This window comes from Sulfuricurvum sp., assembly GCF_036279695.1.
GTDB lineage: Bacteria > Campylobacterota > Campylobacteria > Campylobacterales > Sulfurimonadaceae > Sulfuricurvum.
Window position 1 is genome coordinate 1 of record NZ_DASUIQ010000050.1, and the last position, 21,577, is coordinate 21,577.

Here is a 21,577-nt window from a genome sequence, read left to right on the forward strand (position 1 = left end):
AATTAGAACTGCCATAGATTGCTCCTCTAAATTTGGATTAATAGTCTATAGGATATGCATAATATATTCATCTCTCGTTCCCGTACTCCTGAATGTATATAGAGAGAGACTGATCCCATACGCTTCGAATATAGGGGTTACGTAATATCGTGGAATATTTTGTGCTTGTTTATTAAAAACAAGGAGAAATCATGATGCAAAACTACCCGATTTCGGCTATGATCCCTTTAGAAGCCCCTCGAATTCAAATAGATAAAAAACCTTTAGAAACAATTTTAGAATCTATTCGAGAACCATCGGCTGAAGATCGTGCGCAAGCCTTAGAACGTCAAGGTCGTACTCAAGCGCATACCGTTTATTATTCAGGAGATTCTATTATCGGAGTTTTATGGAAAAACGGCACTGTAGCCTTCGGTAGTAATAATTCCATTGGAAACCAAGCGGTTCAACAAGCTTATAATTCAGGGCAATTAGATGGCTTTAGCGGAGAAAAACTTGTTAAACGTCTTTCAGAGATTATTGATGATGCCTTCGACAAGAGTAAATCTTATGTCAAAACGGAAACGTACGAATCAGGTAATGCACCTACTATGGCATTTTTATCACACCAGATCGACTGGATGGAAAACTATCCTATGTTATCGTCGCATCTTGATTTTTATGCCTAAACATATTTATGAAAATCACCCCTGTTACCGAAACCAATTCCCCTATCTATCACAATCTCATACAATCCTACGAAGCCGAGTTTTCACCGATCACGGGTAAGAAACCGAATGACTCGGGTCTGTTCGAACTCGATACCCATCTAGGAGACGATACATTAGGCTTTTTACTCCAAATCGACAATACCCCTGCCGGAATCGCCGCGATCCGTTGCAAAGAGGCTGAAGCCTACGAGGTGTGTGAGTTTTACGTTGTACCTCGTTTTAGAAAAAACGGTATCGGAATGGAGTTTGCCCACGCTATTTGGAAAAACTACCCCGGAGAGTGGGAGATCAAACAGATTCAGGGGGCTGAGTACGCCACCGTATTTTGGCGGAATACGCTCAACTCTATCGAGACGGATTTTACCGAAGAGAGCTATGATGATCCTTATTGGGGAATAGTGACGAGACAGAAATTTACCGTCCATTAAACCAAGATTTTCTTCCTTCCCACTTTTAATTACAATAATTAACATTATATGTTATTTTAAATGATACAATGATTTTAACTTATTCGTAAAAAGGGGTCACCAATGAAACGCACACTACTTATCGCTACCGCATTACTACTCTGCACAGGATGTTCGGCTACTTGGAAAGGGATGAAAGAAGATACTTCCAATGCAACCACGTGGTCAAAGGGTGAAGCAAACGAAGGTGCAACATCCGTCAAAGCAAAAACGGAATAGTATTTCCTCGCGTTCTCACTCTCCTGAGTGAGAATACAAACTGTTACAACTCACTTAGTCGGAATCGACAACGCACTCAACGCTTCATTCACCGCGAAGATTTTGCCTCGTATGTTGCTGTATCCGAATGCTTCCAAACGTTCGGTATGTTTTGTCAAATATCGCGCCGCATCTTCAGCATTATCAAACAAATAAATCCCCCCTGCCTCTTTGGTTGCTTCGTTTTCCGTCCATAGTTTGGAAATAAGCCCTTTTTCGTTTGCAATGTCTTTTGCCAAATCACTCATTGCCCCGCTCAATTCATCACCGAACGGTCCATTATGCGGAAAATCGACTTGAAGAAGGTATCTCATGTTATATTCCTTGGGTTTTTATGCAATAATATTCCAACAAAACAAATTTGTCAACTAGGTTTACAATGTCAATCTGCTTTTTATCGTTAGAGACCAGTAAAATATTTAATCAGCTCATATTAGATGAACTATCATCGCAAGGATTTGATGGACTAAGCAATGCGCTGATCGTCCTTTTTCCCTATATCGACGAGTATAAAGGGATCACATCCAGCTCCCTTGCGTCCAAGATCGGCTATACGCGACAGGCGATGCATAAGAATCTGACGAAACTTGAAACGTTGGGGTATATTACACTCGCAGCAGGAGAGAATAAAAAAGAGAAAGCGGTTCTATTAACCGCCAAAGGGATGGAGTTGATGAAACGTGCGACGGTATTTATCGAAAATACCCAGCAAGAGCTCTCCGATCTTTTAGGGGAAAAGGGGCTGCAAGAGTATATGGAGTACCAATATAAAGTTGTTGCCCATCTGAACCATAAGAAGTGACTAAGATAAAAATATTAAAACATTTTTATATTCATTTACGTTAAAAATCACAAAAATCAAATAATATTCTGCTAAAATCATAAATATCATCCCGAATAGGAAATGTTTATGAATAAAAAAAAATTATTGATAGCAAGTCTTTTTACTATTGTTATCCCGATTCAAATGCTCTATGCGCAAGATGAGATCCGAAGTGATTTTTTGTCTATCCCTTTTGATGATAAAAATGCCTATGAATTTTCGAAAGAATGTATTCCTACAATAGGTGAACAATCTCTTAAAGAGCCAGAAAAAGACAAAATATCAGTCATAATGCCTGCAGATAAATCAAAACCATACTTAGCAATAACAAAAGGGAAAATTTACTGCATTCCTATGTCTGAAAATAAAAATCCTATATTGCCGTTAAACGTTTTTGATAAAACCATTGACTTTCCGGATATGGACAAAGACGAGATTATAAAACTCCGTACAGATTTATCTAAACAACTGGCAACTACCGGAACAGCAACCGCTCTCATGGTGAATGAAAAAGGTAATGCATTTGTAATCGCTTATTTATTTGCGAATGATGCCCCTCATAAGTTCTATTACCATGCAGGGTTCCTAAAAAAAGGGGAGTTTGATGAACAAAAATTTTCATATGTATATAAATACAAAGGTGGTATGTCAATTTCTGCTAGAGGGCAACCATCAGAATACACAAAATTCTTTTTTTAAATCAAATGTAAAGGAATACGTGTGAATAAACTCACTCTTTTCATTTTAACCTCTTTAATAAGTATTGGGTTTTCTGGATGTGCACCAGCTTATAATAAATCTATAGTTATTGAAAAACCTCAACAACCACTCAAAGACATGTTAGTTGTTATTGAACAACCATTTTTTTCACCAAAGAATGGCGATAATCTTAGTATAAATTCTGCTTTATTCACTTATAACATTAATATGAATAAAGCAGCTAGTGAAAATTTTGTTCAAGTTATGTCAGATAATGGAATACATTCAAAACTTATTTTCGTAATGCCCGTTTTGAACAATTCGATTCATCCATTAACCTTGATTCCGAATGAAGAACAAAAAAATTGGGCACATGTATTATGGCTACGCCATGTCAAAGGAAAATGGGTATCTTCATATGGCAACTATAACGTTTTTTTTCAATTTGAAGCCAAAATTTTTGATACTAATAGCAAGAAGATGATATGGGATGCGAATGAATCCGATTCGGGACGTTATTATGGTTACTTTGATTGGAGAAATGGACAAATGTATAGGGATATTTTATATCGTCTAAATGAGGATAAAATGATTGAGCTAAACAGTAGCGTTCCTAAAATATAGAAAATAAGCTACTTTTTTTCTTCCTTTATCATTTATTCCCCATCTATATTCACAATAACCTTTCTTAGACAAATAAACCGAAATAAGTCAAAACATCCATCGACATCCCCACAAAAATGCAGAAAAGACGATAATACTCAAACCTAAAAATGGAACATACTTATACGCTTGAGTCAATCCAAAAAGAGGTTTTCCATCCACAAAAATCCCCAGTTGAATGGCGGTAACCATCAACGATGCTATGGTCGCGAAGAGAAATAGCAAAGGTATAAACACATACCACGAAACATACAGCCCGCCGTATCTCAAAATGGCTAAGATAGCCAATCCTACAACCCAATGTTGAGCCAAAAGCATTCGAGAGGATTTTTCCTCTTTACGGTGAACACGGGCAATTTTAAAATATAAAAATGCCAAAAAAAGCGCCAAATAAAAGAGCATAAGAACATCCGGATATAATTTTTGAAATTGTATCGAAGCTAATGTTAATTATCTGTGAATATTATGTATATTATAACTTTAACGGATTTAAACAAACAGAGGCAAATTAGTTTGACTAAAATACAAATAATAAATGTTTAAAAATAATAGATTTTATTTTACATTTAAAAAAAACTCTGCTACAATTTATTCCCTCATAAAAAAACCGGTAAAGGAGAAACAGCGATGAAACCAATATTTAACCGCCATGGTCGAACCATCGGATGGCTTTATAACGGCGTCATATATGACCGTAAAAACTGCTACAGAGCATTTATACGTGATGGCAATATTTTCACCTTCGACTCTCGACATCTCGGTATTGTTTACAAAGGAATTTTACGTGACAAAAGGGGACAATGTATCGCCTATATGGATGATGCTTCCGCAGATCCGATGCTCCCGATCCCCGGTATAGCCCCGACTCCGCCGACACTCACTATCCCACCGGCCACCCCTATCCCCCAAACACCGTCTCAAATTTCTCAGGCATCCTATCATTGGAACCCGTTGAAATGGGAAGCGTTTTTAGACGGCTAAACAAGGATCGACGTCATTAGGAGAACAAAAATCATGGTAAAATCCTTTCATGAAATTATTTCTCCCTTTACTCAGTTCTTTTCTACTCACAACCGCACTTTATAGCGCCCCGACGCAGTGCGAGGGGCTTTATTACACGAACGAAGCTCCCGACATCCTAAACCCCAAGCTCCAGATCAAAACCAAAGAGCTTTGTTACAGCGGTTTTGCCATTATGCACTCAGGTCTTTCGCGTACACCGCTTTGGGCAGCTGAGCACCTCACCAAAGAGGGATTGCGCCATAAGAGCAAACGAACCAACGATTTTCATCCCGAAGAACAGTTAAGCACCGATGAGCGTGCCGAACTCGCCGATTATGCCCGATCAGGCTATGATCGCGGTCACTTAGCCCCCGCAGCCGATATGGGAAACAAACAAGCGCAACATGAGTGTTTTACCCTCGCCAACATGGTGCCACAAAATAGCGAAAACAATCGGGGAATATGGTCGGCTATCGAGGGGGCGACTCGCCATCTGACAAAACAAAAAGGCTCCCTCTACGTTATTACGGGAGTGATTTTCAACGGCTCGCAGGTGAAACGGATCGGGGGAAGAGTACTGGTTCCGACCAAGCTCTATAAAGCGATCTATGACCCTGCCCGCCAAGCGGGGGCGGCCTATATCGTCACCAATGCGCCGAGTAACGATTATGAAGTACTCAGCATTGCCGAGTTGGAGAAGCAAAGCGGAGTGCGGCTCTTTCCCAAGATGAGCCAATCTGCCAAAGAAGATGCGATGGATTTACCCGACCCGCAAGGGTATCACGGCAATTCGTACAACAATACGACGAATAAAGATATAATGTATTTGATCGAAAAACTTTTAAAACGGATGTTCTAAAATGCCCTCACAACCTTTTATGGCATACGAAAACGAAACGGATTCATTCCAGATCGATAACCTAAGCGTTGAGAATCGTTTGGATCGTATCTCGATCTACGGCTCTTTGGATATTACCAAAGACAAACACGGACTCGAAGCCGCTTTGAAGCTCAAACGGCTTATCGATGCCTCCATCGATGCGCTAAAGCGGGATAAACATTTGCCCGATCAGGTAGAGATTATCCCCTCTGAGCGTGTAGAAAACCCTTTTTAAGGGGTTGGTTTCTATTCTGCGAGAGCGTAGTCAAACTCGCAGAACATATTTTTGGCGGGATCTGCGTGGATGATATGGTTCGCTTCCAGCAATCGATTGCAAACGTCATCGATACTTTCCCCTTTTCTCAGAATAATCAAACTCCCTTTGAGACGGTACTCAGCATAGATATTAAGCAATTTTTCCAAAGCGCATCTCGCACCCACATGATCGACAAACGTAAATAATACCGCGATGTAATGCTCATTTACCTTTTTGATAATATCGCTTTGTCGTACGCTCTCCATCAAATGTGCTTTATCGATGTCATAATCGTCACACGCCACCAATACCAGATTGGCTTCTATATTGTATCGATCGAGGGTATAAAGCGCCATTTTTATATCCTGTTCAAATGCCAGCTTTAAATCAACAACACTCAATTCTTTCATCGTATTCCTCGTCAGTTATTCATATTTATCGTTTAATAATCTCACTATTTTACCTCAAAACCCCTTTTAACAATTTAATTTTACTTATACATCATATTATGTTTATAACAATTTTTTATCGACTACATTTATGTAATTCTGTTTTCAAATATTTTTTTTAGCCAAACAGTACTACCATTTAAAACGTATTTATTTACCGCTACTTTTAACAAAGGGGCACGTTATGAATCTCATATTAGACCCATGGGTGTATGACCCTAAAGATTTCATTACGACGATTTGGCGCAGTATTGCAAACGGCTTTATCATCGGCAGTACAGAGGGGATGCTCATTTATATGGTGGTGAAACTATTTAGTTAAGGCTATAATACGTTCATTAAACGACCGTGAAGGATCCCCCATCAAAGCACCTGTCCATAGTAGAAAACCAGCACCTCGCAAAGAGTACTCCAAACCCTCTCCTAATTTTCAACGTAAAGCCCCTCCGAAAAAAGAGAGCATAGAGACGACTCAAAAAAATGAGATCAAAGCCATGTTTATCAATTGGTTCAAAAGTTCTCGTGCCACGGCGGGTCACATCATGAGCAAACAAGATGTCATCAGCGCCATCTTGAAAAAGATCGATTCCAAACAAGACAGAGCTTTTCAAATCGCGATGGATGAGCTGAAAAACGAAGGGATCATCGAGATTCAACCCGACGGTGTCACCGTCGTTCTTACTCAAAAAGGCTCGGATAAAGTTCTAGGCTCTTCGGAGAAAACGGCTAAAGGGTTCTAAAGCGGGCGTACAGCGCATTATGATCCGATACCTTTTTGACATCGAGCGCACAACTCTCTATCAATTTCAGCCCCCGATAAAAGATGTGATCTAGCCTGCAGTTCATAAACGATTTTACCAAATGGGGATGTTCGATTTCGCCGATCTGAAGTTGCAACGCACCCACAAGCTTCATGAGATAGGCTACCCGTTCTTGGTTCCAGCTGTTGAAATCTCCCGTCACGATCATCGCTCCGTGATGGTGGCGAATCGCATCGAAAACGGCTTCGATCTCTTTGCGGTAAATATCGCTCCCCCTAAAGTTGATCGCATGAAGGTTGACCATCAAAAGACTCTCACCGTTGTCCATCGGATAGGTAGAATAGATCGCGCTTTTGCGAGTTTGGATCACCCCTTCTCTATGAGTAGAGAGGAGCGCCGTACTATCGTATTCCGGTACTAAAGAGCCGTTTAGGACTCCGTAAGTGCGTCTGAAAAACCGCATATTCGGAGCCATTGAAAAATGATATGCATTAAGTGAAGATGCCGTGTTCGGATCTATTTTAACCTCTTGGAGAGCTAAAAGATCGATCCTATAACGATCACAGAGTTCACCGAAAAAGCGATGAAATCGATAACCGAGGTTCTTTTTATGGACATTCCAGCATAAAAGACCAAACTCCATAGGGAGCCGTTTCTCTTCTTTGCGTTCAGGGATATTACGGATCAGTGTATCGGGTTTAATCATACCGTTTTCCCACTACAGTTGAGGTGAAAAGATACGCATGAAATTCTCCGTTATAACCCTTTTTCTCGACCCTTTTTTCATCCCGCTAACCGAACGCTCCATAAGCGATTTGATCCAAAGTTCCATCTGCACAATAATCGGCTCGGAGTAAACGAAACTGACCACTTCGTAGTTGAGAAAAAGGCTTCGATTATCAATATTGACCGATCCGAGCATCACGGCATAATGATCCAATAACACGGCTTTGGTGTGAAGCATATTCCCCTGATAGAGCATCACTTCGATGCCGTTCTCTTGGGCTTCGCGCATATAGCTGCTGCGACCTATGTCGCTAATCCAATGATCTGAATACAACGGCGTGATCAATCGAACATCGACCCCTTTGTGCTTGGCGATGATGAGCGCTCGCAGGATTGTCTCATCAGGGACGAAATAAGGGGTGACAATCCATATCCTCTCTAGTGCTGAATGGATTGCGTTCAATAACGCTTCATAAAGAGCGTCACTGCTTATATCGGGACCGGAAGGGACGACTTGAACCCTATGCTCTCCGCAACCGTGAGGTTCTTTGTTTCTCGCAACACATTTTTGATGCGTTGCGTACTCAAAGTCGGCAAAAAATATCTCAAGGTACGAAAAAACAGCCTCCCCTTCCAATCGAAAGATCATATCGACCCACCGCTTTTTTACCGGTTCCGAACCCAAATATCGTTTCCCCAGATTCATCCCACCCGCGAGGACAACACGCTCGTCAAACAGATAAATTTTACGATGATTGCGCAGGTTGATATAGTTTTTGAGCGGATGTTTTAAAATCGGCATAAAAAACTCAACGATCCCCCCTGCATCGCGTAACGCCCTCAGCGGAGACTGATGGAAATAGAGTTCATACGATCCGACCGCATCCAACAAAACTTTGACATCGACCCCTTGCAGCGCTTTTTGTCTCAATGCATCCAAAATCAGATGTGTCGTCGAATCGTTCTGCAAAATATAGGTACTGATAAAAATCGATCTCTGTGCATTCATAATCTCGTTCAGTAATACCGTATAGACTTCAACTCCGTCAAAATAGAGCTGAATATCGTTGCATTCGGTTGTCCTGCTCAAAGCGTGGGCATAAAGAACCCTCTCTATCGGGTTTAGTGTTGTTTTATCCAAAAGAGGGGGATTATGCAGTTGCAATGTCCGCTTTTTACTTTTTTGACGTATTTTTCGGTTTCCGAAGATAAAATAGAGGACAAATGCGGGAAACGGGAACATTAAGATCGCCATAGACCACGCGAGAATGGTGCTGTGATTTCTCCGCCAATAGAGCATATGCAGCATGGTAAGAAGTTGTGCCGATACGACCAAAAGTACATAAATGAGAAAATAATTCATGCTCCGCCCTTTTGCTGTTTCTACTGTAGGATATAATACTGAAAAAGAACCCAAGGCTTCCCCTCTATGACTAAACATCCAACCCTCCTTCAACAATTCAGGTCGTTTTGTTTTCAAAACAACGCCACCGACATCGAACGCGCAATCGAGTATTTCGCGGTATTCGGAGGGATGGGGTACAGTGTCGATCTCTCCAAACCTCTCGAAGAGTTAATCGAGGAGAAGGTGCTCAAAAACTACCGCTACATCCACGGTGATTTGACCAAAATCACCCAAAGCAATAAATCACATCATGCCCTCCTCTCGGCGGTAGCTTCGGGTGATCGACGGGAATACTCCGCTTACCGACGCGCCGATCTCACCCGCAAAGAGGGGGAAGAGTCGGCCGCCTTTTTGATCAAATTCGGCTTACTCTCGCGACAAGCCTCTCAAGCCGATCCCATCGATGAGACCGAGGAGGTATCTGCGCGTCTCATTTTCACCGCACCGTTTTTGCGCTTCTGGTTCTCCGCCGTATCACCGTATTACAAAGGGATCAAAGAGGGGGATTTCACCGAGATGAAAGCAAAATGGGAAAACACCAAAGCGAGCTTTTTCGATCAAGTCTATGAAGCACTGACGATCGCCCTCGTCAAAGAAAGTTTCAAAGAGGATTGGGTGGCAAAAATCGGCTCCTACTGGGACAAAAATACCGAAATCGAGATTTTGGGGAAAACCAAAGGGGACAAAGTGATCGTGGGAGCGTGCAAATACTCTAAATCCAAAGCGAACAAATCAGAGCTCTCTAAATTGCAGGAAAAATGTGCAAAAGTGGAACTTAGCCCCGATATTTTCGTGATTTTTTCCAAAAACGGCTTCTCCAGCGAATTTAAAAAAGAGAAAAGCGAAACGCTGAAACTCTACACCCTCAAAAATCTCAAAATTCTCATGGATGATCTGAGCGAAAAAGATCTCCTCGTCACTACAAACAAAAAATACTGATGCAACCCTATCATCTCGAATCTCTTAATCGAGATGCCTATATCGCCTCCACCGCTCTTATCCAAGACGCTGAGAGTACCCGTTTCGCCGATCAATCACTGGCGTGGTGGGATCGCCATTTCAGCTGGAATGCCCAAGGGTGCAGTGTACTGTGCGATGAGAACAATGCCCATTTATGCTATCTTTTTTACAAAATAGACCGCTACGGACAATACCTCACCCTCTACAACCTATTTACTCCGCAAAGCGAACAGCGCAAAGGGTATGCGACCGAGCTGTTGCGCCTCATTTTGGCTCACGCGGCTGAAAAACATGTACGGCGGATCACCTTTACCTCAGTTTCGGCATCGCTCGACTTTTATGCCCTGTTGGGATTTATCTACTGGGGGGTGAATGACATCGGTGATTATTATTGCAATCTGCCTCTCCCTGTTGATGGGTTGGACGGAATTATCGGGATGATCCAAAAGGATGATCTCAAAACGCTCATCGGAGCGAACATGACTAAAATATACGCCAAGATCGAGGGGAACGAGCACCGCCTCTCTTCTGCACAAACCTTGATCTATCAGGCCGACATTGTCAAACTCGGAGAAAACTACGTTTTGAACCAATTGCACATTCTAAAAGCCAAGGAAGTGTAGAATTTCAAAAACACAAAAAGGATTTTCATGGCATGGGCAACCGCACGTCATATCTTAGTAAGCACCGAAGCAGAGTGTAACGAACTCAAAAAACAGATCGAAGAGGGAACTCCGTTTGGCGAAGTAGCAGCTGATAATTCCCAATGTCCATCAGGACGCAAAGGGGGAGATTTAGGACGATTTAGCCCAGGTCAAATGGTTCCTGAGTTTGACAAAGCGGTATTCACCGGCGATGTCGGCGTTCTGTATGGTCCGATCAAAACCCAATTTGGCTACCACTTGCTCGAAGTAACGGCAAGAGGCTAAGCCCTCTCTAAAATTTTCTTTGCCATATTGGCAAAGATGAGATGGTGCAACGGTATTAAAATGTACCAGTAAAGACGACCGCTCACCCCGTCGGGATAAAAATAGGCACTCTGAATCAACGTCCCCTGATGGATTTTAAACTCCAGCCACGCTGACCCCGGAAGCTTCATTTGCGCGTACAACAAAAGCCGCTCATTCTCCACCAAATCGACCACTTTCCAAAAATCGAGGCTATCCCCGATCCGCAGTGTTTCAGAATCTCGACGTCCCCGATTGATCCCCGCACCTCCGAGGAGTTTGTCGATCCCGCCGCGCACTTTCCATAGCCAATCATACCCGAACCACCCGTTTGATCCGCCGATCGCACAAAAACTTTTGAACACCGATTCGGCAGATTTATCCCCCAAAGGGAGTATTCGACGGTCGGTAAAAACAGCATCAGCAATATCACGTGCATGATCTACCTCCCATACCCCTCCGCCGCTGTCACTCCAACGGCTGATGATCTGATGCGTTCGTATCTCCTCGATCGCTTTTGCAACCGATGCTTCCAATCCGATAGGGCGGCGTTCAAACAACACTTCGGCACGGTTGTTGGTCATCACCACTTCGCTTTTAAGCCCCTCGATCAGTGAACTCGCAACACTGTAGGGGACGGGAGTAAACAGAGTGAGCCAATACGAAGAGAGTTTGGGTGTCAACAACGGTACGGGTATCAGCCAACGGTGCAGCCCCATCACGGAAGCGGTGCGAAGCATCAGTTCCCCGTAGCTCATCGCTTCGCTCCCGATATCAATCATCTCGTTGTGCGAAAGACTCAGCGTTTTAGCATCATCAAGATACCCGATGACATCATCTACCCCTATCGGAGTAATACGGCTCTTGACCCAACGAGGGGTAATCATAATCGGGAGCTTTTGAACCAGATTACGGATGATCTCAAAACTGGCACTCCCCGATCCGATGATCACTCCGGCACGAAACCACACACATCGCACCGCATCGGGACGGGAGCTGAGGATCTCACCCGTCTCTATACGACTGAGTAGGTGTTCGCTGGCACTGCTCTTTTCCCCCAATCCGCCGAGATAGATGATGCTCTTTACACCGTTTCGGATAGCGGCATCCAGAAAGTTTTGAGCGCTTTGGCGATCCAACTCCTGATAATTGGGACGTGCGAGACCGTGGATCAGATAGTAGGCGACATCAATCCCCTCCAATGCGGCGTCCAGTGTCTCTTTTTTCAAAACATCCGCCTGTACCACCTCAATATCGGATCTTATATCCGATGAAAGGCTGGCACGGTTACGTACCATCAGACGAAGAGAGACATCGCGTTGCGACATCAGTACACGTTTAAGGCGGCGTCCGATATAGCCATCGGCTCCCGTTAATAAGATACGCATGGTTTCTCGATTCTGTATGGGTTTATAGGATAGAATATAGCACATTTCGAATAAAACACTATGTGATGAGAAAAAAGGATAACCTATGCAAAAATATATCCACTACGACCCCTCAAGCGAAGACATCCATTCGTATCATATGCAGGTCAGCTCAGACAGCGGACACCATTACTATAAAATCCATCTCTCAGAGCTCACCGAAGGTCAGCGCAAACACCTCTCCCAAAAATTCGGGGTATCACTCAATATTTTAGAGAGCGAACAATACCTGACACTCGTCCGTATCACCGATATTTAAAAATTTGGATTTTAGCGTGCCGCACCGCTATAATGGCGTATGCAAAACTCCTCTGAAACTTCTTTTGATGTCATCGTTGTCGGTGCGGGAGCAGCGGGAATCATGGCCGCTATCACCGCCGCACGGCAAGGAAAAAAAGTCCTGCTACTCGAAAAACTCTCCAAAATCGCCGCCAAACTCAAAGCAACGGGGGGCGGTCGATGTAACCTCACCAACACCCTCAGCAATGAAGATTTTATGGCTCGTTTCGGACGCAACGGACGATTTATGACCCCTGCCCTCAATGCGCTCGATCATAAAGCCCTAATTGCTTTTTTCGCTGAAATCGGTGTTGAGAGCCATGCCCCCGACGGATACCGCGTTTTCCCCGTATCGCACAGCTCTGTGAGCATCATCACCGCCCTCGAAGAGGAGATGGAACGACTCGGTGTGACACTGATCGCTTCCGCACGGGTTGAGAGACTCGAACACAACGGTGAGCGTGTATGCGGGGTCAACACCTCTGATCATACCTATAGCGCATCGCATGTCATACTCGCGACCGGAGGACTGGGCTATCCTCAGTTGGGCGCCGAGGGGGACGGATTTGGTATCGCCTCAAAAGCGGGACACAAAATCACGGAGCTTTATCCTGCGATGATGCCCCTTCGTACAGAGGAGACGTGGGTAGCTCAGTGCCGCGCCGATACGATTCCCAAAGTGGAGATCCGTATCGATCTCCCTAAAGCCAAAGGTATCCGCGCGCATGGTGATCTGATCTTTACCCAAAACGGTATCCGAGGTCCCGTCGTCCTCGATGTCGCCCGTGAGATCACCCCTCTGATCGAAAAACACGGCTCGGTTCCGCTCCTCATAAACATGACCAAAGGGCTCAACGAAGAACAGCTCCGTGCCCATATCAAGCGAGAAATCGATCGAAACCCTGAGCAATCCGTACTCACCCATATGATGACCCTCCTCCCAGAACCCCTTTGCCGTGCACTGTGTTCCCTCGCTCAAGCTGACCCAGACAGCGGGTTTAACAAGTTAGAGGGGATGGCACGCGATGCCCTCATCAAACTCCTCGCATGGACACCGCTGAGCGTGATCGGACATGACGGGTTCAAAATGGCGATGATCACCCGAGGCGGAGTGTCGCTCAAAGAGATCTCCCCCGATACGATGGAGAGCAAAATTCTCAAAGGGCTCTATTTTTGCGGGGAGGTGATGGACTTGGACGGTCCGTGCGGCGGATACAATCTGCAATGGAGCTTTGCGAGCGGATATTTGGCGGGAGAGTTAAAAAAATAGTTTTAATATTATGTAAAATAACTAAATTAATTGTATCATGTTCGCTTCAATACCACTTGCTCAAAGGCGCTAGATGAATAACACCAAAAATTACCCCTTTGTTTTTACCGGAACCGGAGGCGAATATTTCCGTATTTGGATCGTGAATATAGCCCTCACTATTATCACCCTGGGAATTTACTCCGCATGGGCAAAAGTACGAACTAACCGATGGTTTTACGGACATACTCTGCTCGACAACTCTCCGTTTTCATATTTGGCTACCCCGATGCAAATTCTCAAAGGGCGACTCATCGCCGCCGCTCTTTTGATCATCTATTCGATCACCAGTTCCTTTGCACCGGCAATTGCCGCTCTGATCATGCTCGCCATTATGATCGCATCACCGTGGATCATCGTCATGGCATTGCGATTTGCTGCACGCCAAAGTGCGTATCGCGGATTAAAGTTCAACTTTACCGGAAGTGTCGGCGAAGCGGCGCTCGTCTATCTACTCCTCCCCGTCGTCTCGATGCTTAGTCTCGGTCTGGCACTCCCCTATACCGCGTATCGTCAAGTCCGATTTTTAGCCTCAAATTATGTATACGGAGAGACGCCGACGACCTATGAGGGGAGCTTAAAACCGTTTTGGGGCGTCTATCTGAGTGCGTTAGCGTTGTTGCTGATTCCGATAGGATTTTTTGCCTACAGTGCCTATAGTGCTTACCAACTCTCCGCGATGGGGATGCCTAAAGAGTTTGTTATCGCGTCAATCACCTCATTGATTATTATCGGAGTCATCTCATTTTACCTCATGATTCCGATCCTCGTCGCGTTTATCCAAGCGCGCAAAGCCAACCTCTATTACAATCACCTCGTATTAAAAAATGTCCGTTTTCATTCGACTCAACGGGCGCGTGATTTGGTCTGGATTTTTATCTCCAATCTAATCCTGATCGCTATTACCTTCGGTCTTTTTATCCCGTTTGCGGCGGTTCGTATCGCACGTTACCGATCAGAGCATTTAGTAGTTATTTCAGATGATTTAGCCTCTTTTGCAACACAAGCACGGGAGAGTATGAGCGCGGTCGGAGCCGAAATTTCCGATCTGTTCGATATGGACATCGGCATCGCATGATCGAGTTTGTAGGGGAATATTATGACGGGAAAAGCTCCCGAGCCTACCCGTCGATTATCACCGTCTATGAGACGATACTGACACTCAAATATTCCGATGTCAGTTTTGATATTCCCCTATCAACCATCACGATCGATCCTACGGTCGGAAGCGCTCGGAGTATTATCCGTTTAGCGGATGATGCGGAGATCCACAGCAGTGACAGAGATGCCATCCGAAAATTGGAACTCCAACTCAACCATTCCACACCCGAAAATCTCGCCCGCCATCTCGAAAACAAACTGCTCTATGCCGCAAGTGCCCTAATCCTCACGATAGCGATTATCGCCTCCGTATTACGTTGGGGACTTCCCGCACTCGCACAACACGCTGCGACGGTATTTCCGGAGGGTGCCGAGGCAAAAGTCGCTAGTGAGACGCTCCATACTCTTGATGAACTCTATCTCGATCCATCGACGCTACATCCAAACCGTCAAAAAAAACTTACCGAAGAGCTAAAAACCCTATGTTCAACGCAAGAGTGCCCTCCGTATGAACTTTTATTTCGTAACAGCAAAACCATCGGAGCCAATGCCTTTGCCCTCCCCGGTAATCAACTCGTCATCACCGACCAGCTGATCGATAAATCCAAAAATGATGAAGAGATCATAGCCGTCTTGGCTCACGAACTCGGACATATCAAACACAAACATATTCTGCGCATGATGTTCCAATCCATCGGTTCGGGAGTCGTTTTAGTGATGATCACCGGTGACATCAGCAACTATTCCGATCTTGCGGCCGGGATTCCTGCCATATTACTGCAACAAGGCTATTCTCGTGATATGGAAGACGAAGCGGACAGCTTCGCCCTAAATGCCCTACGAAAAGCACACATTCCGCCGCATCGTTTTGCCGATATTCTCCTGCGTATCGATCCCGAATCCAATAGCACCTCAACCACCCTCTTTTCGAGCCATCCCGATTCTCGTGAGAGGATAAAACCGTTTTTGAAGCTATAATTGTGCATGAAAAAACTTTTCCTCTTTATCATTTTCTCTGCTGCGGTGCTTGCTAATAGCAATCTTGTTTATGACATTCGCGGAGCCTCCCCGCTTGTGGATGCCAACATGAGCCAATTTTTGGACAACTGGAGAACCAAAACTGTTGATCCGATCAAATCGGGTGAGTACCAAAACGTCATCGTCAACGCTGATACGACGAAAAAAAATATCGCCCTCACGTTTGATGATGCACCCGATGAGAACAATACCTATAAACTCCTCGACATTCTCAAAGATCATCAGGTTAAGGGGGCCTTTTTTATGATCGGCGGAACTATGGTGGATGCCAATGTCACCGTAGTTAAAAGAGCCTATAGAGAGGGGCATCTTGTCCTCAATCATACGCTCAACCATCCCCGATTGAGCAATCTCGATGAGAGCGGTGTCATTTCACAATTGGATCAAGCCGCAACACGAATAGAGAGCATCACCGGACACTACCCGATCCTCTATCGCCCGCCCTATGGTTCGATCAATCCGCTCGTCGTCAATGCGCTCAATGCTCACGGGCTTACCACGGTACTGTGGTCGCTCGATTCGCTCGACTGGACGCTCAAAGACCCCGATGCCGTCGTCGATAATGTTGTCGCGAACATTCGCAACGGCGATATTATCCTGATGCACCGCAATCCGACCAGTGTCGCCGCACTCCCGAGGGTTATCGAAAAACTCACTGAGATGGGATATACCTTTCTCCCTCTGGATGAATTATTGGGGATTAAACCTTACCGATAAATTAGGGATCTTTACGCTATAATACCTTTACCATTCGCGCTCTCGATCACGCGTTAGAGACTTCTTTTTTGATCGCTTATCCCCCCTCTTTATGAGGCCTATGTACCCAAGGACTTTTTATGTCATCGACACCCATCAAACGCCAAAACCACCGTATCCATCCGTGTAACCGTCCTCGAAAAAATGAGCTTGTCCATTTTTTGATCGAACGCAATGCCGGTAAAAAAATTCTGATCGTCACCTCCAATGATTCCGAAGAGCTCACAAACCTCTTCGCAGGAAACAACATCACCGTCCTCAGCGATGCTGAGTTAGCAAAAGCAGCTGATTTACGCTGTGAAGTGCTCATCAGCTACGATCTCCCTGAAAAAGCGATTCTCTATATGTCACGATACGCACGTGCAAGCGAATATGCCCTTATCACCCTCGATGCGGAAGACCAAAAACGGCTCTACCCTATCGAACTTCTCAACGGACGCACCATTGTCCAAGAGGTAGTCAATGGGTTTGAACCCGATTTCGGTATCGCCGTAGACAACCAACAAAAAGCCGAAGCCAAAGCTCGCCGTGCAGAGCGCGAAGCTCGTGATGCTGCAGACCCTAGAAACCGTGACAAAAAACCGGTTCGTGACACCCGTCCTGAGCGTAAACGTGACGATGCACCGCGTAGTGATCGACGCCCTGCACGCGGAGAAGACGATGGTTTCACTGCCAAAAAACAGCATAACAGCAAACCTCGTTTTGTCGGTAAAGATGAAAACGGAAAACCTATCTTCGAGGGAAAAACCCGCGAGCGAAATCACTATATCGACGGTACACCGCGTTCAGATGCTGAAAAAGCGGCTAGAACCCCTTACAGCAGTAAACCGAAATTCTTCGGAGACAAAGCAAAAAGTTCCGATGAGCGAAAGCCCGAAGGAGAGAGAAAACCTTATGGCGAGAAAAAGCCGTATGGAGACAAAAAGCCTTACGGGGACAAACCCGCTTTTGGGGATAAAAAGCCTTACGGTGATAAAAAACCGTTTGGTGATAAGAAACCATACGGAGATAAACCCGCTTTCGGAGAGAAAAAACCGTACGATAAAGACGGTAAAAAACCCTTTGGAGAGAAAAAGCCTTACGGGGATAAACCGGCATTCGGGGAAAAGAAAGCCTATGGGGATAAAAAACCTTACGGAGACAAGAAACCGTTTGGGGATAAAAAGCCTTATCAAGATCGAAAGCCCGCAGAAGCTCCTGCGGCAGCGAAACGTGCTCCCCGCCGCATCGATGTGAAATCATTCAAATCGCCGAAAGAGAGTGAATAATCTCTTCTAAATCGATGTCCTTAATGGAGTATTAACGCTAACTCCATTACAATATCTCAACTATACCCTATAGGAGCAGAAATTGGCAGGAATTTCGACAAAAGGCAGTTATGGCCTTGCCGCCATGTATGAGTTGGCTCTCCACTACGGACAAGGGCACCTTCAAATCCGTGATATTGCGGAAAAAGCCCACATTCCCCCAAACTATCTAGAACAAATTCTTGCTACGTTGCGCAAAGAGGGGCTGATTCAGAGTATCCGCGGAGCGGGCGGAGGCTATTTGCTTGCCAAAGCACCTGCACAAATTCATGTCTATGAGATCCTTTTTACGTTGGAGGGGGAACTTTGTACCCCTGCGGATGAAGGGCTACAGCCGATCTTGCATCTGTATTGGGGACGTGTGAGAGAAGAGATGAAAAGTGTTTTTCACGAGAGTCTTCAAGATCTTGTCGATCAGGGAAATGCCCTGAACCAACAATCGATGTACTTTATCTGATTTCGACCGCTTGGGATACAAACTCAGGCAACTTTCCGTGAAGTTTGACCACATCTCCGAAAATGATGACGGCTGGACCTTCAAGTGTTTTAGCCGCTTTGGTCAATCCGTCCAGTGTGGTAACAATGCTCTCTTGTTCAGGACGAGAGGCATTGGAGACGATAGCGACCGGAAACGTTTTTGGCACTCCCGCTTTTAGCGCCTCTCGGCGAATAATACTCGCCAAACCAAGCCCCATCAATACCACCGTCGTATGATTAGGAATTTTGAGAAGTGCCAGCCAATCGGAATTAAACTTATCCTCTTTCAAATGAGCCGATACCACCGAAAAACTCGAAGCATACCCTCGCGCGGTCGGTGGGATTCCTGCACATGCCGGTCCTGAAATCGATGAAGAGATACCCGCTACGACTTCAACTTCGTATCCTCGCTCGCCCAAATAAAGAGCCTCTTCCGCACCGCGCCCGAATATATAGGGATCACCGCTTTTCAATCGTGCGACACTGTAGCCTTGAGAGGCGTAATCGACGATCAGTGCATTGATCCGATCCTGACTGATCGTATGACTTTTTTGAGGTTTCCCCACATAAATTTTACGACTCTCCTGCGGAATCAATGCCAAAATCTCATCCGTGATCAGATGATCATATAAAACGATCTGAGCTTCACGGATGATCCGATAGGCTTTGAGCGTCAACTGTTCTACATCCCCAAGACCGCAACCTACGAGATATACTTTTCCTTTTCTCGCCGAAAACGAGTGAGTGAATTCGGCTGAATTTTTATGAATAATTTTTGTCATTCTAGCCTCTTTATCGATTTTCTAATAGCCTCCAACAGCGCATCAATATCACTGATTTCCTGCGAGTAATGGATACTAATCCGCAACCATCCCGGTCGCGTTTGGAACGGGGTATCATCCTCCAATCCTAACAAGTCGTGTCCGTACGGTCCGGCACACGAACACCCTGCCCGTGTCTGAAACCCGTCCGACTCGGACAAAATCTCACACAATGCATAGGGGTCGATATGTTTGATATTAAACGAAACAATCCCGATATTCTCAGCCTTGCGGCATCCGTAACACGTTGATCCCTCAATCTCTCTCAACCCCTCTATAAAACGCGAATACAAGTTTTTTTTACGTGAAGCGATCCAATCAAATCCCAGCTCATTGCGAAGCTGGTATGCCAATGCAGCTCGGATAAGCTGTAAAATCCCAGGTGTTCCGGCATCTTCACGATCTTCGACTTCTTCGATGAAGAAATGGCTGGTTCGGCTCACATAGCGAACCGTTCCGCCCCCTGCAAATGTCGGCTTGGCATCTGCATCACATAAATCTTTGCGTATCGCCAATAATCCGCATGACCCCGGTCCGCCCAAAAGTTTATGGGGAGAATAGAACATCGCGTCATACAACTCGCACGGTATATTGAGATACGGCGATGATGCCGCCGCGTCAAAACAGACTATCGCACCATGTCGTCGTAAAATTGCCGAAATCTCCTCGTAGGGAGTGATCGTCCCCGTTACGTTCGAAGCGATACAAAACGTCCCGATAATCTCTCGATGAGCATTCTCTTTGAGAATAGACTCAAGCTGTTCGAGATCAACCAACCCTTTGGTATTCAATCCGATCCGAACCGTTTCACAAAGCGCTTCACGGTAGCTGATATCATTGGAATGGTGTTCATACGGTCCGATAATTACCAACGGAAGCTCATTGCTGATCGGCAATGCCAGATACCTCGCCCGAGTTGCAGGCGGGATATAGAGTCCCAATATCTCCTGAAGCCGTTTGACCGCTCCTGTAGCCCCGCATCCGCAAGGCATAAGGGCGAACTCTTCATCCAACCCCAAAAGCGATTTTAGGTGCTCTCTCGCCTGACGATAATGCTGATCCGTCCGAGCTGCCATTGAGGCCTCTTTGGAGTGGGTATTCGCATACGTTTCAAGAACCTCATGTATCCGCTCTTCGATCGGCTCATACGCCAAACCCGACGCGGTAAAATCGAAGTACGTTTTTTTATGCACTCCGATCGTATTGCGAGCTATCTGTTCAAGCTTATCTCCCTTTTCAAGGAGCGGACGAAATAATTGATTCATGATCGTATTTCTCCAATAAAAAATGTCCGAAGTTTCGGCTATCGCTTGCTTCAAAATCACTAATCAGCGATTCAATCAGAGGCGCTACCTCATCACTCGTCACCTTGACCCCCGTTTTCAGTGCAAAACGGCTTGACTCACCCTCTAAATGACCACCGACGATGAGATCAAACCCTTTGTGGCGTTCATCGTCTCGTTTCACGATCGCACCCACAAACCCAAGATCAACGATATGAGGATGGGCGCACGAGTTCGGACAGCCGTTTATACTGATGCTGACCGGTTCATCGAAATCGCTAAACTTAGCATTGAGATACTTTACGACCTCGATCGCCAAATCTTTGGTTTCGCTCACCGCAAATTTACAAAAATTGAGTCCCGTACACGCCAGTGTCCGTGCTTCAAAAACAGACGGATACGGATGAAACCCGACTGCATTCAAGGTATCGATCATCGCTTCGGTCACGTCCGTATGGACATTCAAAATTACAAAATTCTGCGTCGCGGTGAGGGTAATCCCATCCGCTTTATAAAAATCGAGAATCCGTCCGAGCTTCAAGAGCTTCTCCCCGCTAATCCGTCCGCTGGTTAGAGCACAACCGATGGTGTTGTACCCCTTGCGCACAGAAGATGCGACACCAAAATGACTGCGTCGCGGATACGGAGTAAAAGGTGCCGAGTCGTATCTCTCCAGCGTAACGTTGGAGACGTTTTCCAACTCTTCAACAAATTTCTCTACACCCCAATCCTCTATCAAATGTCCTAAACGGGCTTTTGAGCGATTATCACGC

The 21,577-nt window shown here is 45.2% G+C and carries 29 protein-coding genes and 1 pseudogene; 21 read left to right on the top strand and 9 right to left on the bottom strand.

All coding sequences use genetic code 11. The features are described 5' to 3' along the window. Window positions 1-191 precede the first annotated feature (191 nt). The 3 genes from VFW36_RS04960 to VFW36_RS04970 all read left to right on the top strand — a co-directional run bounded on the left by VFW36_RS04960 (window position 192) and on the right by VFW36_RS04970 (window position 1,396). Window positions 192-668, top strand: coding sequence for a hypothetical protein (locus VFW36_RS04960; RefSeq protein WP_329657704.1), 477 nt, complete (start codon window positions 192-194; stop codon window positions 666-668). Between the two features lie 8 nt (window positions 669-676). Beyond that, entirely contained in the window at window positions 677-1,138 is a 462-nt protein-coding gene (locus VFW36_RS04965; RefSeq protein ID WP_329657705.1) for a hypothetical protein, read from the top strand. A 102-nt stretch (window positions 1,139-1,240) separates the two neighbouring features. Next, window positions 1,241-1,396 (top strand): hypothetical protein, encoded by a 156-nt coding sequence (locus VFW36_RS04970; protein WP_329657706.1) that lies wholly within the window; start codon window positions 1,241-1,243, stop codon window positions 1,394-1,396. Window positions 1,397-1,446: 50 nt separating this feature from the next. On the opposite strand, the gene VFW36_RS04975 is transcribed toward VFW36_RS04970, so the two are convergent. Then, window positions 1,447-1,749: a monooxygenase gene (locus tag VFW36_RS04975; protein WP_329657707.1), complete on the bottom strand. Its 303-nt coding sequence runs from the start codon at window positions 1,747-1,749 to the stop codon at window positions 1,447-1,449. Between the two features lie 65 nt (window positions 1,750-1,814). Here VFW36_RS04975 and VFW36_RS04980 point away from each other — a divergent pair, with 65 nt between their 5' ends. The 3 genes from VFW36_RS04980 (at window position 1,815) to VFW36_RS04990 (ending at window position 3,581) form a co-directional block, all read left to right on the top strand. Next, window positions 1,815-2,237, top strand: a complete 423-nt coding sequence (locus VFW36_RS04980; protein WP_329657708.1) for a MarR family winged helix-turn-helix transcriptional regulator — start codon at window positions 1,815-1,817, stop codon at window positions 2,235-2,237. Window positions 2,238-2,345: 108 nt separating this feature from the next. After that, window positions 2,346-2,957, top strand: a complete 612-nt coding sequence (locus VFW36_RS04985; RefSeq protein WP_329657709.1) for a hypothetical protein — start codon at window positions 2,346-2,348, stop codon at window positions 2,955-2,957. A gap of 21 nt (window positions 2,958-2,978) precedes the next feature. After that, entirely contained in the window at window positions 2,979-3,581 is a 603-nt protein-coding gene (locus tag VFW36_RS04990) for a hypothetical protein (RefSeq protein ID WP_329657710.1), read from the top strand. A gap of 87 nt (window positions 3,582-3,668) precedes the next feature. Here VFW36_RS04990 and VFW36_RS04995 read toward each other — a convergent pair whose 3' ends face one another. Then, window positions 3,669-4,022, bottom strand: a complete 354-nt coding sequence (locus VFW36_RS04995) for a hypothetical protein (RefSeq protein WP_329657711.1) — start codon at window positions 4,020-4,022, stop codon at window positions 3,669-3,671. 225 nt (window positions 4,023-4,247) lie between these two features. Here VFW36_RS04995 and VFW36_RS05000 point away from each other — a divergent pair, with 225 nt between their 5' ends. Genes VFW36_RS05000 through VFW36_RS05010 form a run of 3 tightly spaced genes read left to right on the top strand, consistent with a single transcriptional unit; the run spans window position 4,248 to window position 5,737 of the window. Next, window positions 4,248-4,601: a 4-fold beta flower protein gene (locus VFW36_RS05000; protein ID WP_329657712.1), complete on the top strand. Its 354-nt coding sequence runs from the start codon at window positions 4,248-4,250 to the stop codon at window positions 4,599-4,601. Between the two features lie 49 nt (window positions 4,602-4,650). Continuing rightward, window positions 4,651-5,481, top strand: a complete 831-nt coding sequence (locus VFW36_RS05005) for a DNA/RNA non-specific endonuclease (RefSeq protein ID WP_329657713.1) — start codon at window positions 4,651-4,653, stop codon at window positions 5,479-5,481. A gap of 1 nt (window position 5,482) precedes the next feature. Continuing rightward, complete coding sequence (locus VFW36_RS05010; protein WP_329657714.1) at window positions 5,483-5,737, top strand: hypothetical protein; 255 nt, start codon at window positions 5,483-5,485, stop codon at window positions 5,735-5,737. A gap of 11 nt (window positions 5,738-5,748) precedes the next feature. Here the strand turns inward: VFW36_RS05010 and VFW36_RS05015 are convergent, their stop codons facing one another. Then, window positions 5,749-6,168, bottom strand: coding sequence for a hypothetical protein (locus VFW36_RS05015; protein ID WP_329657715.1), 420 nt, complete (start codon window positions 6,166-6,168; stop codon window positions 5,749-5,751). A gap of 223 nt (window positions 6,169-6,391) precedes the next feature. Between VFW36_RS05015 and VFW36_RS05020 the strand changes: the two genes are divergently transcribed. Further along, window positions 6,392-6,529 (top strand): hypothetical protein, encoded by a 138-nt coding sequence (locus VFW36_RS05020; protein WP_329657716.1) that lies wholly within the window; start codon window positions 6,392-6,394, stop codon window positions 6,527-6,529. 172 nt (window positions 6,530-6,701) lie between these two features. Next, a complete protein-coding gene (locus tag VFW36_RS05025) occupies window positions 6,702-6,947 on the top strand; it encodes a hypothetical protein (protein WP_329657717.1) in 246 nt (81 codons plus the stop codon). Here the strand turns inward: VFW36_RS05025 and VFW36_RS05030 are convergent. Continuing rightward, window positions 6,934-7,674 carry an endonuclease/exonuclease/phosphatase family protein gene (locus VFW36_RS05030; RefSeq protein WP_329657718.1) on the bottom strand — a complete coding sequence of 247 codons (741 nt, stop codon included), beginning with the start codon at window positions 7,672-7,674 and terminating at the stop codon, window positions 6,934-6,936. The genes VFW36_RS05025 and VFW36_RS05030 overlap by 14 nt on opposite strands. A gap of 12 nt (window positions 7,675-7,686) precedes the next feature. Continuing rightward, the gene (locus tag VFW36_RS05035; protein WP_329657719.1) at window positions 7,687-9,057 is read right to left on the bottom strand and encodes a phospholipase D-like domain-containing protein; all 1,371 of its coding nucleotides are present in this window, start codon (window positions 9,055-9,057) and stop codon (window positions 7,687-7,689) included. 66 nt (window positions 9,058-9,123) lie between these two features. Here VFW36_RS05035 and VFW36_RS05040 point away from each other — a divergent pair, with 66 nt between their 5' ends. The 3 genes from VFW36_RS05040 to VFW36_RS05050 are packed head-to-tail and all read left to right on the top strand — an operon-like array spanning window position 9,124 to window position 10,988. Continuing rightward, on the top strand, window positions 9,124-10,038 hold the full coding sequence (locus VFW36_RS05040) for a DUF234 domain-containing protein (RefSeq protein ID WP_329657720.1): 915 nt from the start codon (window positions 9,124-9,126) through the stop codon (window positions 10,036-10,038). Next, window positions 10,038-10,682, top strand: a complete 645-nt coding sequence (locus tag VFW36_RS05045; protein ID WP_329657721.1) for a GNAT family N-acetyltransferase — start codon at window positions 10,038-10,040, stop codon at window positions 10,680-10,682. The genes VFW36_RS05040 and VFW36_RS05045 overlap by 1 nt, the downstream gene beginning before the upstream one ends. A 27-nt stretch (window positions 10,683-10,709) precedes the next feature. Further along, the gene (locus VFW36_RS05050) at window positions 10,710-10,988 is read left to right on the top strand and encodes a peptidylprolyl isomerase (protein ID WP_329657722.1); all 279 of its coding nucleotides are present in this window, start codon (window positions 10,710-10,712) and stop codon (window positions 10,986-10,988) included. Here VFW36_RS05050 and VFW36_RS05055 read toward each other — a convergent pair. After that, window positions 10,985-12,394 carry an SDR family oxidoreductase gene (locus tag VFW36_RS05055; RefSeq protein WP_329657723.1) on the bottom strand — a complete coding sequence of 470 codons (1,410 nt, stop codon included), beginning with the start codon at window positions 12,392-12,394 and terminating at the stop codon, window positions 10,985-10,987. The genes VFW36_RS05050 and VFW36_RS05055 overlap by 4 nt on opposite strands. An 85-nt stretch (window positions 12,395-12,479) precedes the next feature. On the opposite strand from VFW36_RS05055, the gene VFW36_RS05060 reads away from it, so the two are divergent. The 7 genes from VFW36_RS05060 to VFW36_RS05090 all read left to right on the top strand — a co-directional run bounded on the left by VFW36_RS05060 (window position 12,480) and on the right by VFW36_RS05090 (window position 18,680). Then, on the top strand, window positions 12,480-12,692 hold the full coding sequence (locus VFW36_RS05060; protein WP_329657724.1) for a hypothetical protein: 213 nt from the start codon (window positions 12,480-12,482) through the stop codon (window positions 12,690-12,692). Window positions 12,693-12,731: 39 nt separating this feature from the next. Beyond that, on the top strand, window positions 12,732-13,982 hold the full coding sequence (locus tag VFW36_RS05065; RefSeq protein WP_329657725.1) for an NAD(P)/FAD-dependent oxidoreductase: 1,251 nt from the start codon (window positions 12,732-12,734) through the stop codon (window positions 13,980-13,982). A 73-nt stretch (window positions 13,983-14,055) separates the two neighbouring features. Further along, window positions 14,056-15,099 carry a YjgN family protein gene (locus VFW36_RS05070; RefSeq protein WP_329657726.1) on the top strand — a complete coding sequence of 348 codons (1,044 nt, stop codon included), beginning with the start codon at window positions 14,056-14,058 and terminating at the stop codon, window positions 15,097-15,099. After that, window positions 15,096-16,100: a M48 family metallopeptidase gene (locus tag VFW36_RS05075; protein WP_329657727.1), complete on the top strand. Its 1,005-nt coding sequence runs from the start codon at window positions 15,096-15,098 to the stop codon at window positions 16,098-16,100. The genes VFW36_RS05070 and VFW36_RS05075 overlap by 4 nt, the downstream gene beginning before the upstream one ends. A 6-nt stretch (window positions 16,101-16,106) precedes the next feature. After that, the gene (locus tag VFW36_RS05080) at window positions 16,107-16,877 is read left to right on the top strand and encodes a polysaccharide deacetylase family protein (RefSeq protein ID WP_329657728.1); all 771 of its coding nucleotides are present in this window, start codon (window positions 16,107-16,109) and stop codon (window positions 16,875-16,877) included. Window positions 16,878-16,996: 119 nt separating this feature from the next. Further along, on the top strand, window positions 16,997-18,184 hold the full coding sequence (locus tag VFW36_RS05085) for a hypothetical protein (protein ID WP_329657729.1): 1,188 nt from the start codon (window positions 16,997-16,999) through the stop codon (window positions 18,182-18,184). Window positions 18,185-18,266: 82 nt separating this feature from the next. Further along, complete coding sequence (locus VFW36_RS05090) at window positions 18,267-18,680, top strand: Rrf2 family transcriptional regulator (RefSeq protein ID WP_329657730.1); 414 nt, start codon at window positions 18,267-18,269, stop codon at window positions 18,678-18,680. Here the strand turns inward: VFW36_RS05090 and cobA are convergent. The 3 genes and pseudogenes from cobA to VFW36_RS05105 form a co-directional block, all read right to left on the bottom strand. Then, the gene (cobA, locus tag VFW36_RS05095) at window positions 18,673-19,482 is read right to left on the bottom strand and encodes a uroporphyrinogen-III C-methyltransferase (protein ID WP_329657731.1); all 810 of its coding nucleotides are present in this window, start codon (window positions 19,480-19,482) and stop codon (window positions 18,673-18,675) included. The two genes, VFW36_RS05090 and cobA, sit on opposite strands and share 8 nt — an antisense overlap. Continuing rightward, window positions 19,479-20,786: an aminotransferase class V-fold PLP-dependent enzyme gene (locus VFW36_RS05100; protein ID WP_329657732.1), complete on the bottom strand. Its 1,308-nt coding sequence runs from the start codon at window positions 20,784-20,786 to the stop codon at window positions 19,479-19,481. The genes cobA and VFW36_RS05100 overlap by 4 nt, the downstream gene beginning before the upstream one ends. Next, window positions 20,758-21,577 (bottom strand): annotated as a pseudogene (locus tag VFW36_RS05105) (nitrite/sulfite reductase); the annotation flags it as partial. The pseudogene VFW36_RS05105 and the gene VFW36_RS05100, both read right to left, overlap by 29 nt.

Bases quoted from the DNA above. Each gene is read 5' to 3' on its own strand.
- VFW36_RS04960 (WP_329657704.1), top strand. From the start codon at position 192: ATGATGCAAAACTACCCGATTTCGGCTATGATCCCTTTAGAAGCCCCT.
- VFW36_RS04965 (WP_329657705.1), top strand. From the start codon at position 677: ATGAAAATCACCCCTGTTACCGAAACCAATTCCCCTATCTATCACAAT.
- VFW36_RS04970 (WP_329657706.1), top strand. From the start codon at position 1,241: ATGAAACGCACACTACTTATCGCTACCGCATTACTACTCTGCACAGGA.
- VFW36_RS04975 (WP_329657707.1), bottom strand. From the start codon at position 1,749: ATGAGATACCTTCTTCAAGTCGATTTTCCGCATAATGGACCGTTCGGT.
- VFW36_RS04980 (WP_329657708.1), top strand. From the start codon at position 1,815: ATGTCAATCTGCTTTTTATCGTTAGAGACCAGTAAAATATTTAATCAG.
- VFW36_RS04985 (WP_329657709.1), top strand. From the start codon at position 2,346: ATGAATAAAAAAAAATTATTGATAGCAAGTCTTTTTACTATTGTTATC.
- VFW36_RS04995 (WP_329657711.1), bottom strand. From the start codon at position 4,022: ATGCTCTTTTATTTGGCGCTTTTTTTGGCATTTTTATATTTTAAAATT.
- VFW36_RS05000 (WP_329657712.1), top strand. From the start codon at position 4,248: ATGAAACCAATATTTAACCGCCATGGTCGAACCATCGGATGGCTTTAT.
- VFW36_RS05005 (WP_329657713.1), top strand. From the start codon at position 4,651: ATGAAATTATTTCTCCCTTTACTCAGTTCTTTTCTACTCACAACCGCA.
- VFW36_RS05010 (WP_329657714.1), top strand. From the start codon at position 5,483: ATGCCCTCACAACCTTTTATGGCATACGAAAACGAAACGGATTCATTC.
- VFW36_RS05015 (WP_329657715.1), bottom strand. From the start codon at position 6,168: ATGAAAGAATTGAGTGTTGTTGATTTAAAGCTGGCATTTGAACAGGAT.
- VFW36_RS05020 (WP_329657716.1), top strand. From the start codon at position 6,392: ATGAATCTCATATTAGACCCATGGGTGTATGACCCTAAAGATTTCATT.
- VFW36_RS05025 (WP_329657717.1), top strand. From the start codon at position 6,702: ATGTTTATCAATTGGTTCAAAAGTTCTCGTGCCACGGCGGGTCACATC.
- VFW36_RS05030 (WP_329657718.1), bottom strand. From the start codon at position 7,674: ATGATTAAACCCGATACACTGATCCGTAATATCCCTGAACGCAAAGAA.
- VFW36_RS05035 (WP_329657719.1), bottom strand. From the start codon at position 9,057: ATGAATTATTTTCTCATTTATGTACTTTTGGTCGTATCGGCACAACTT.
- VFW36_RS05040 (WP_329657720.1), top strand. From the start codon at position 9,124: ATGACTAAACATCCAACCCTCCTTCAACAATTCAGGTCGTTTTGTTTT.
- VFW36_RS05045 (WP_329657721.1), top strand. From the start codon at position 10,038: ATGCAACCCTATCATCTCGAATCTCTTAATCGAGATGCCTATATCGCC.
- VFW36_RS05050 (WP_329657722.1), top strand. From the start codon at position 10,710: ATGGCATGGGCAACCGCACGTCATATCTTAGTAAGCACCGAAGCAGAG.
- VFW36_RS05055 (WP_329657723.1), bottom strand. From the start codon at position 12,394: ATGCGTATCTTATTAACGGGAGCCGATGGCTATATCGGACGCCGCCTT.
- VFW36_RS05060 (WP_329657724.1), top strand. From the start codon at position 12,480: ATGCAAAAATATATCCACTACGACCCCTCAAGCGAAGACATCCATTCG.
- VFW36_RS05065 (WP_329657725.1), top strand. From the start codon at position 12,732: ATGCAAAACTCCTCTGAAACTTCTTTTGATGTCATCGTTGTCGGTGCG.
- VFW36_RS05070 (WP_329657726.1), top strand. From the start codon at position 14,056: ATGAATAACACCAAAAATTACCCCTTTGTTTTTACCGGAACCGGAGGC.
- VFW36_RS05075 (WP_329657727.1), top strand. From the start codon at position 15,096: ATGATCGAGTTTGTAGGGGAATATTATGACGGGAAAAGCTCCCGAGCC.
- VFW36_RS05080 (WP_329657728.1), top strand. From the start codon at position 16,107: ATGAAAAAACTTTTCCTCTTTATCATTTTCTCTGCTGCGGTGCTTGCT.
- VFW36_RS05085 (WP_329657729.1), top strand. From the start codon at position 16,997: ATGTCATCGACACCCATCAAACGCCAAAACCACCGTATCCATCCGTGT.
- cobA (WP_329657731.1), bottom strand. From the start codon at position 19,482: ATGACAAAAATTATTCATAAAAATTCAGCCGAATTCACTCACTCGTTT.
- VFW36_RS05100 (WP_329657732.1), bottom strand. From the start codon at position 20,786: ATGAATCAATTATTTCGTCCGCTCCTTGAAAAGGGAGATAAGCTTGAA.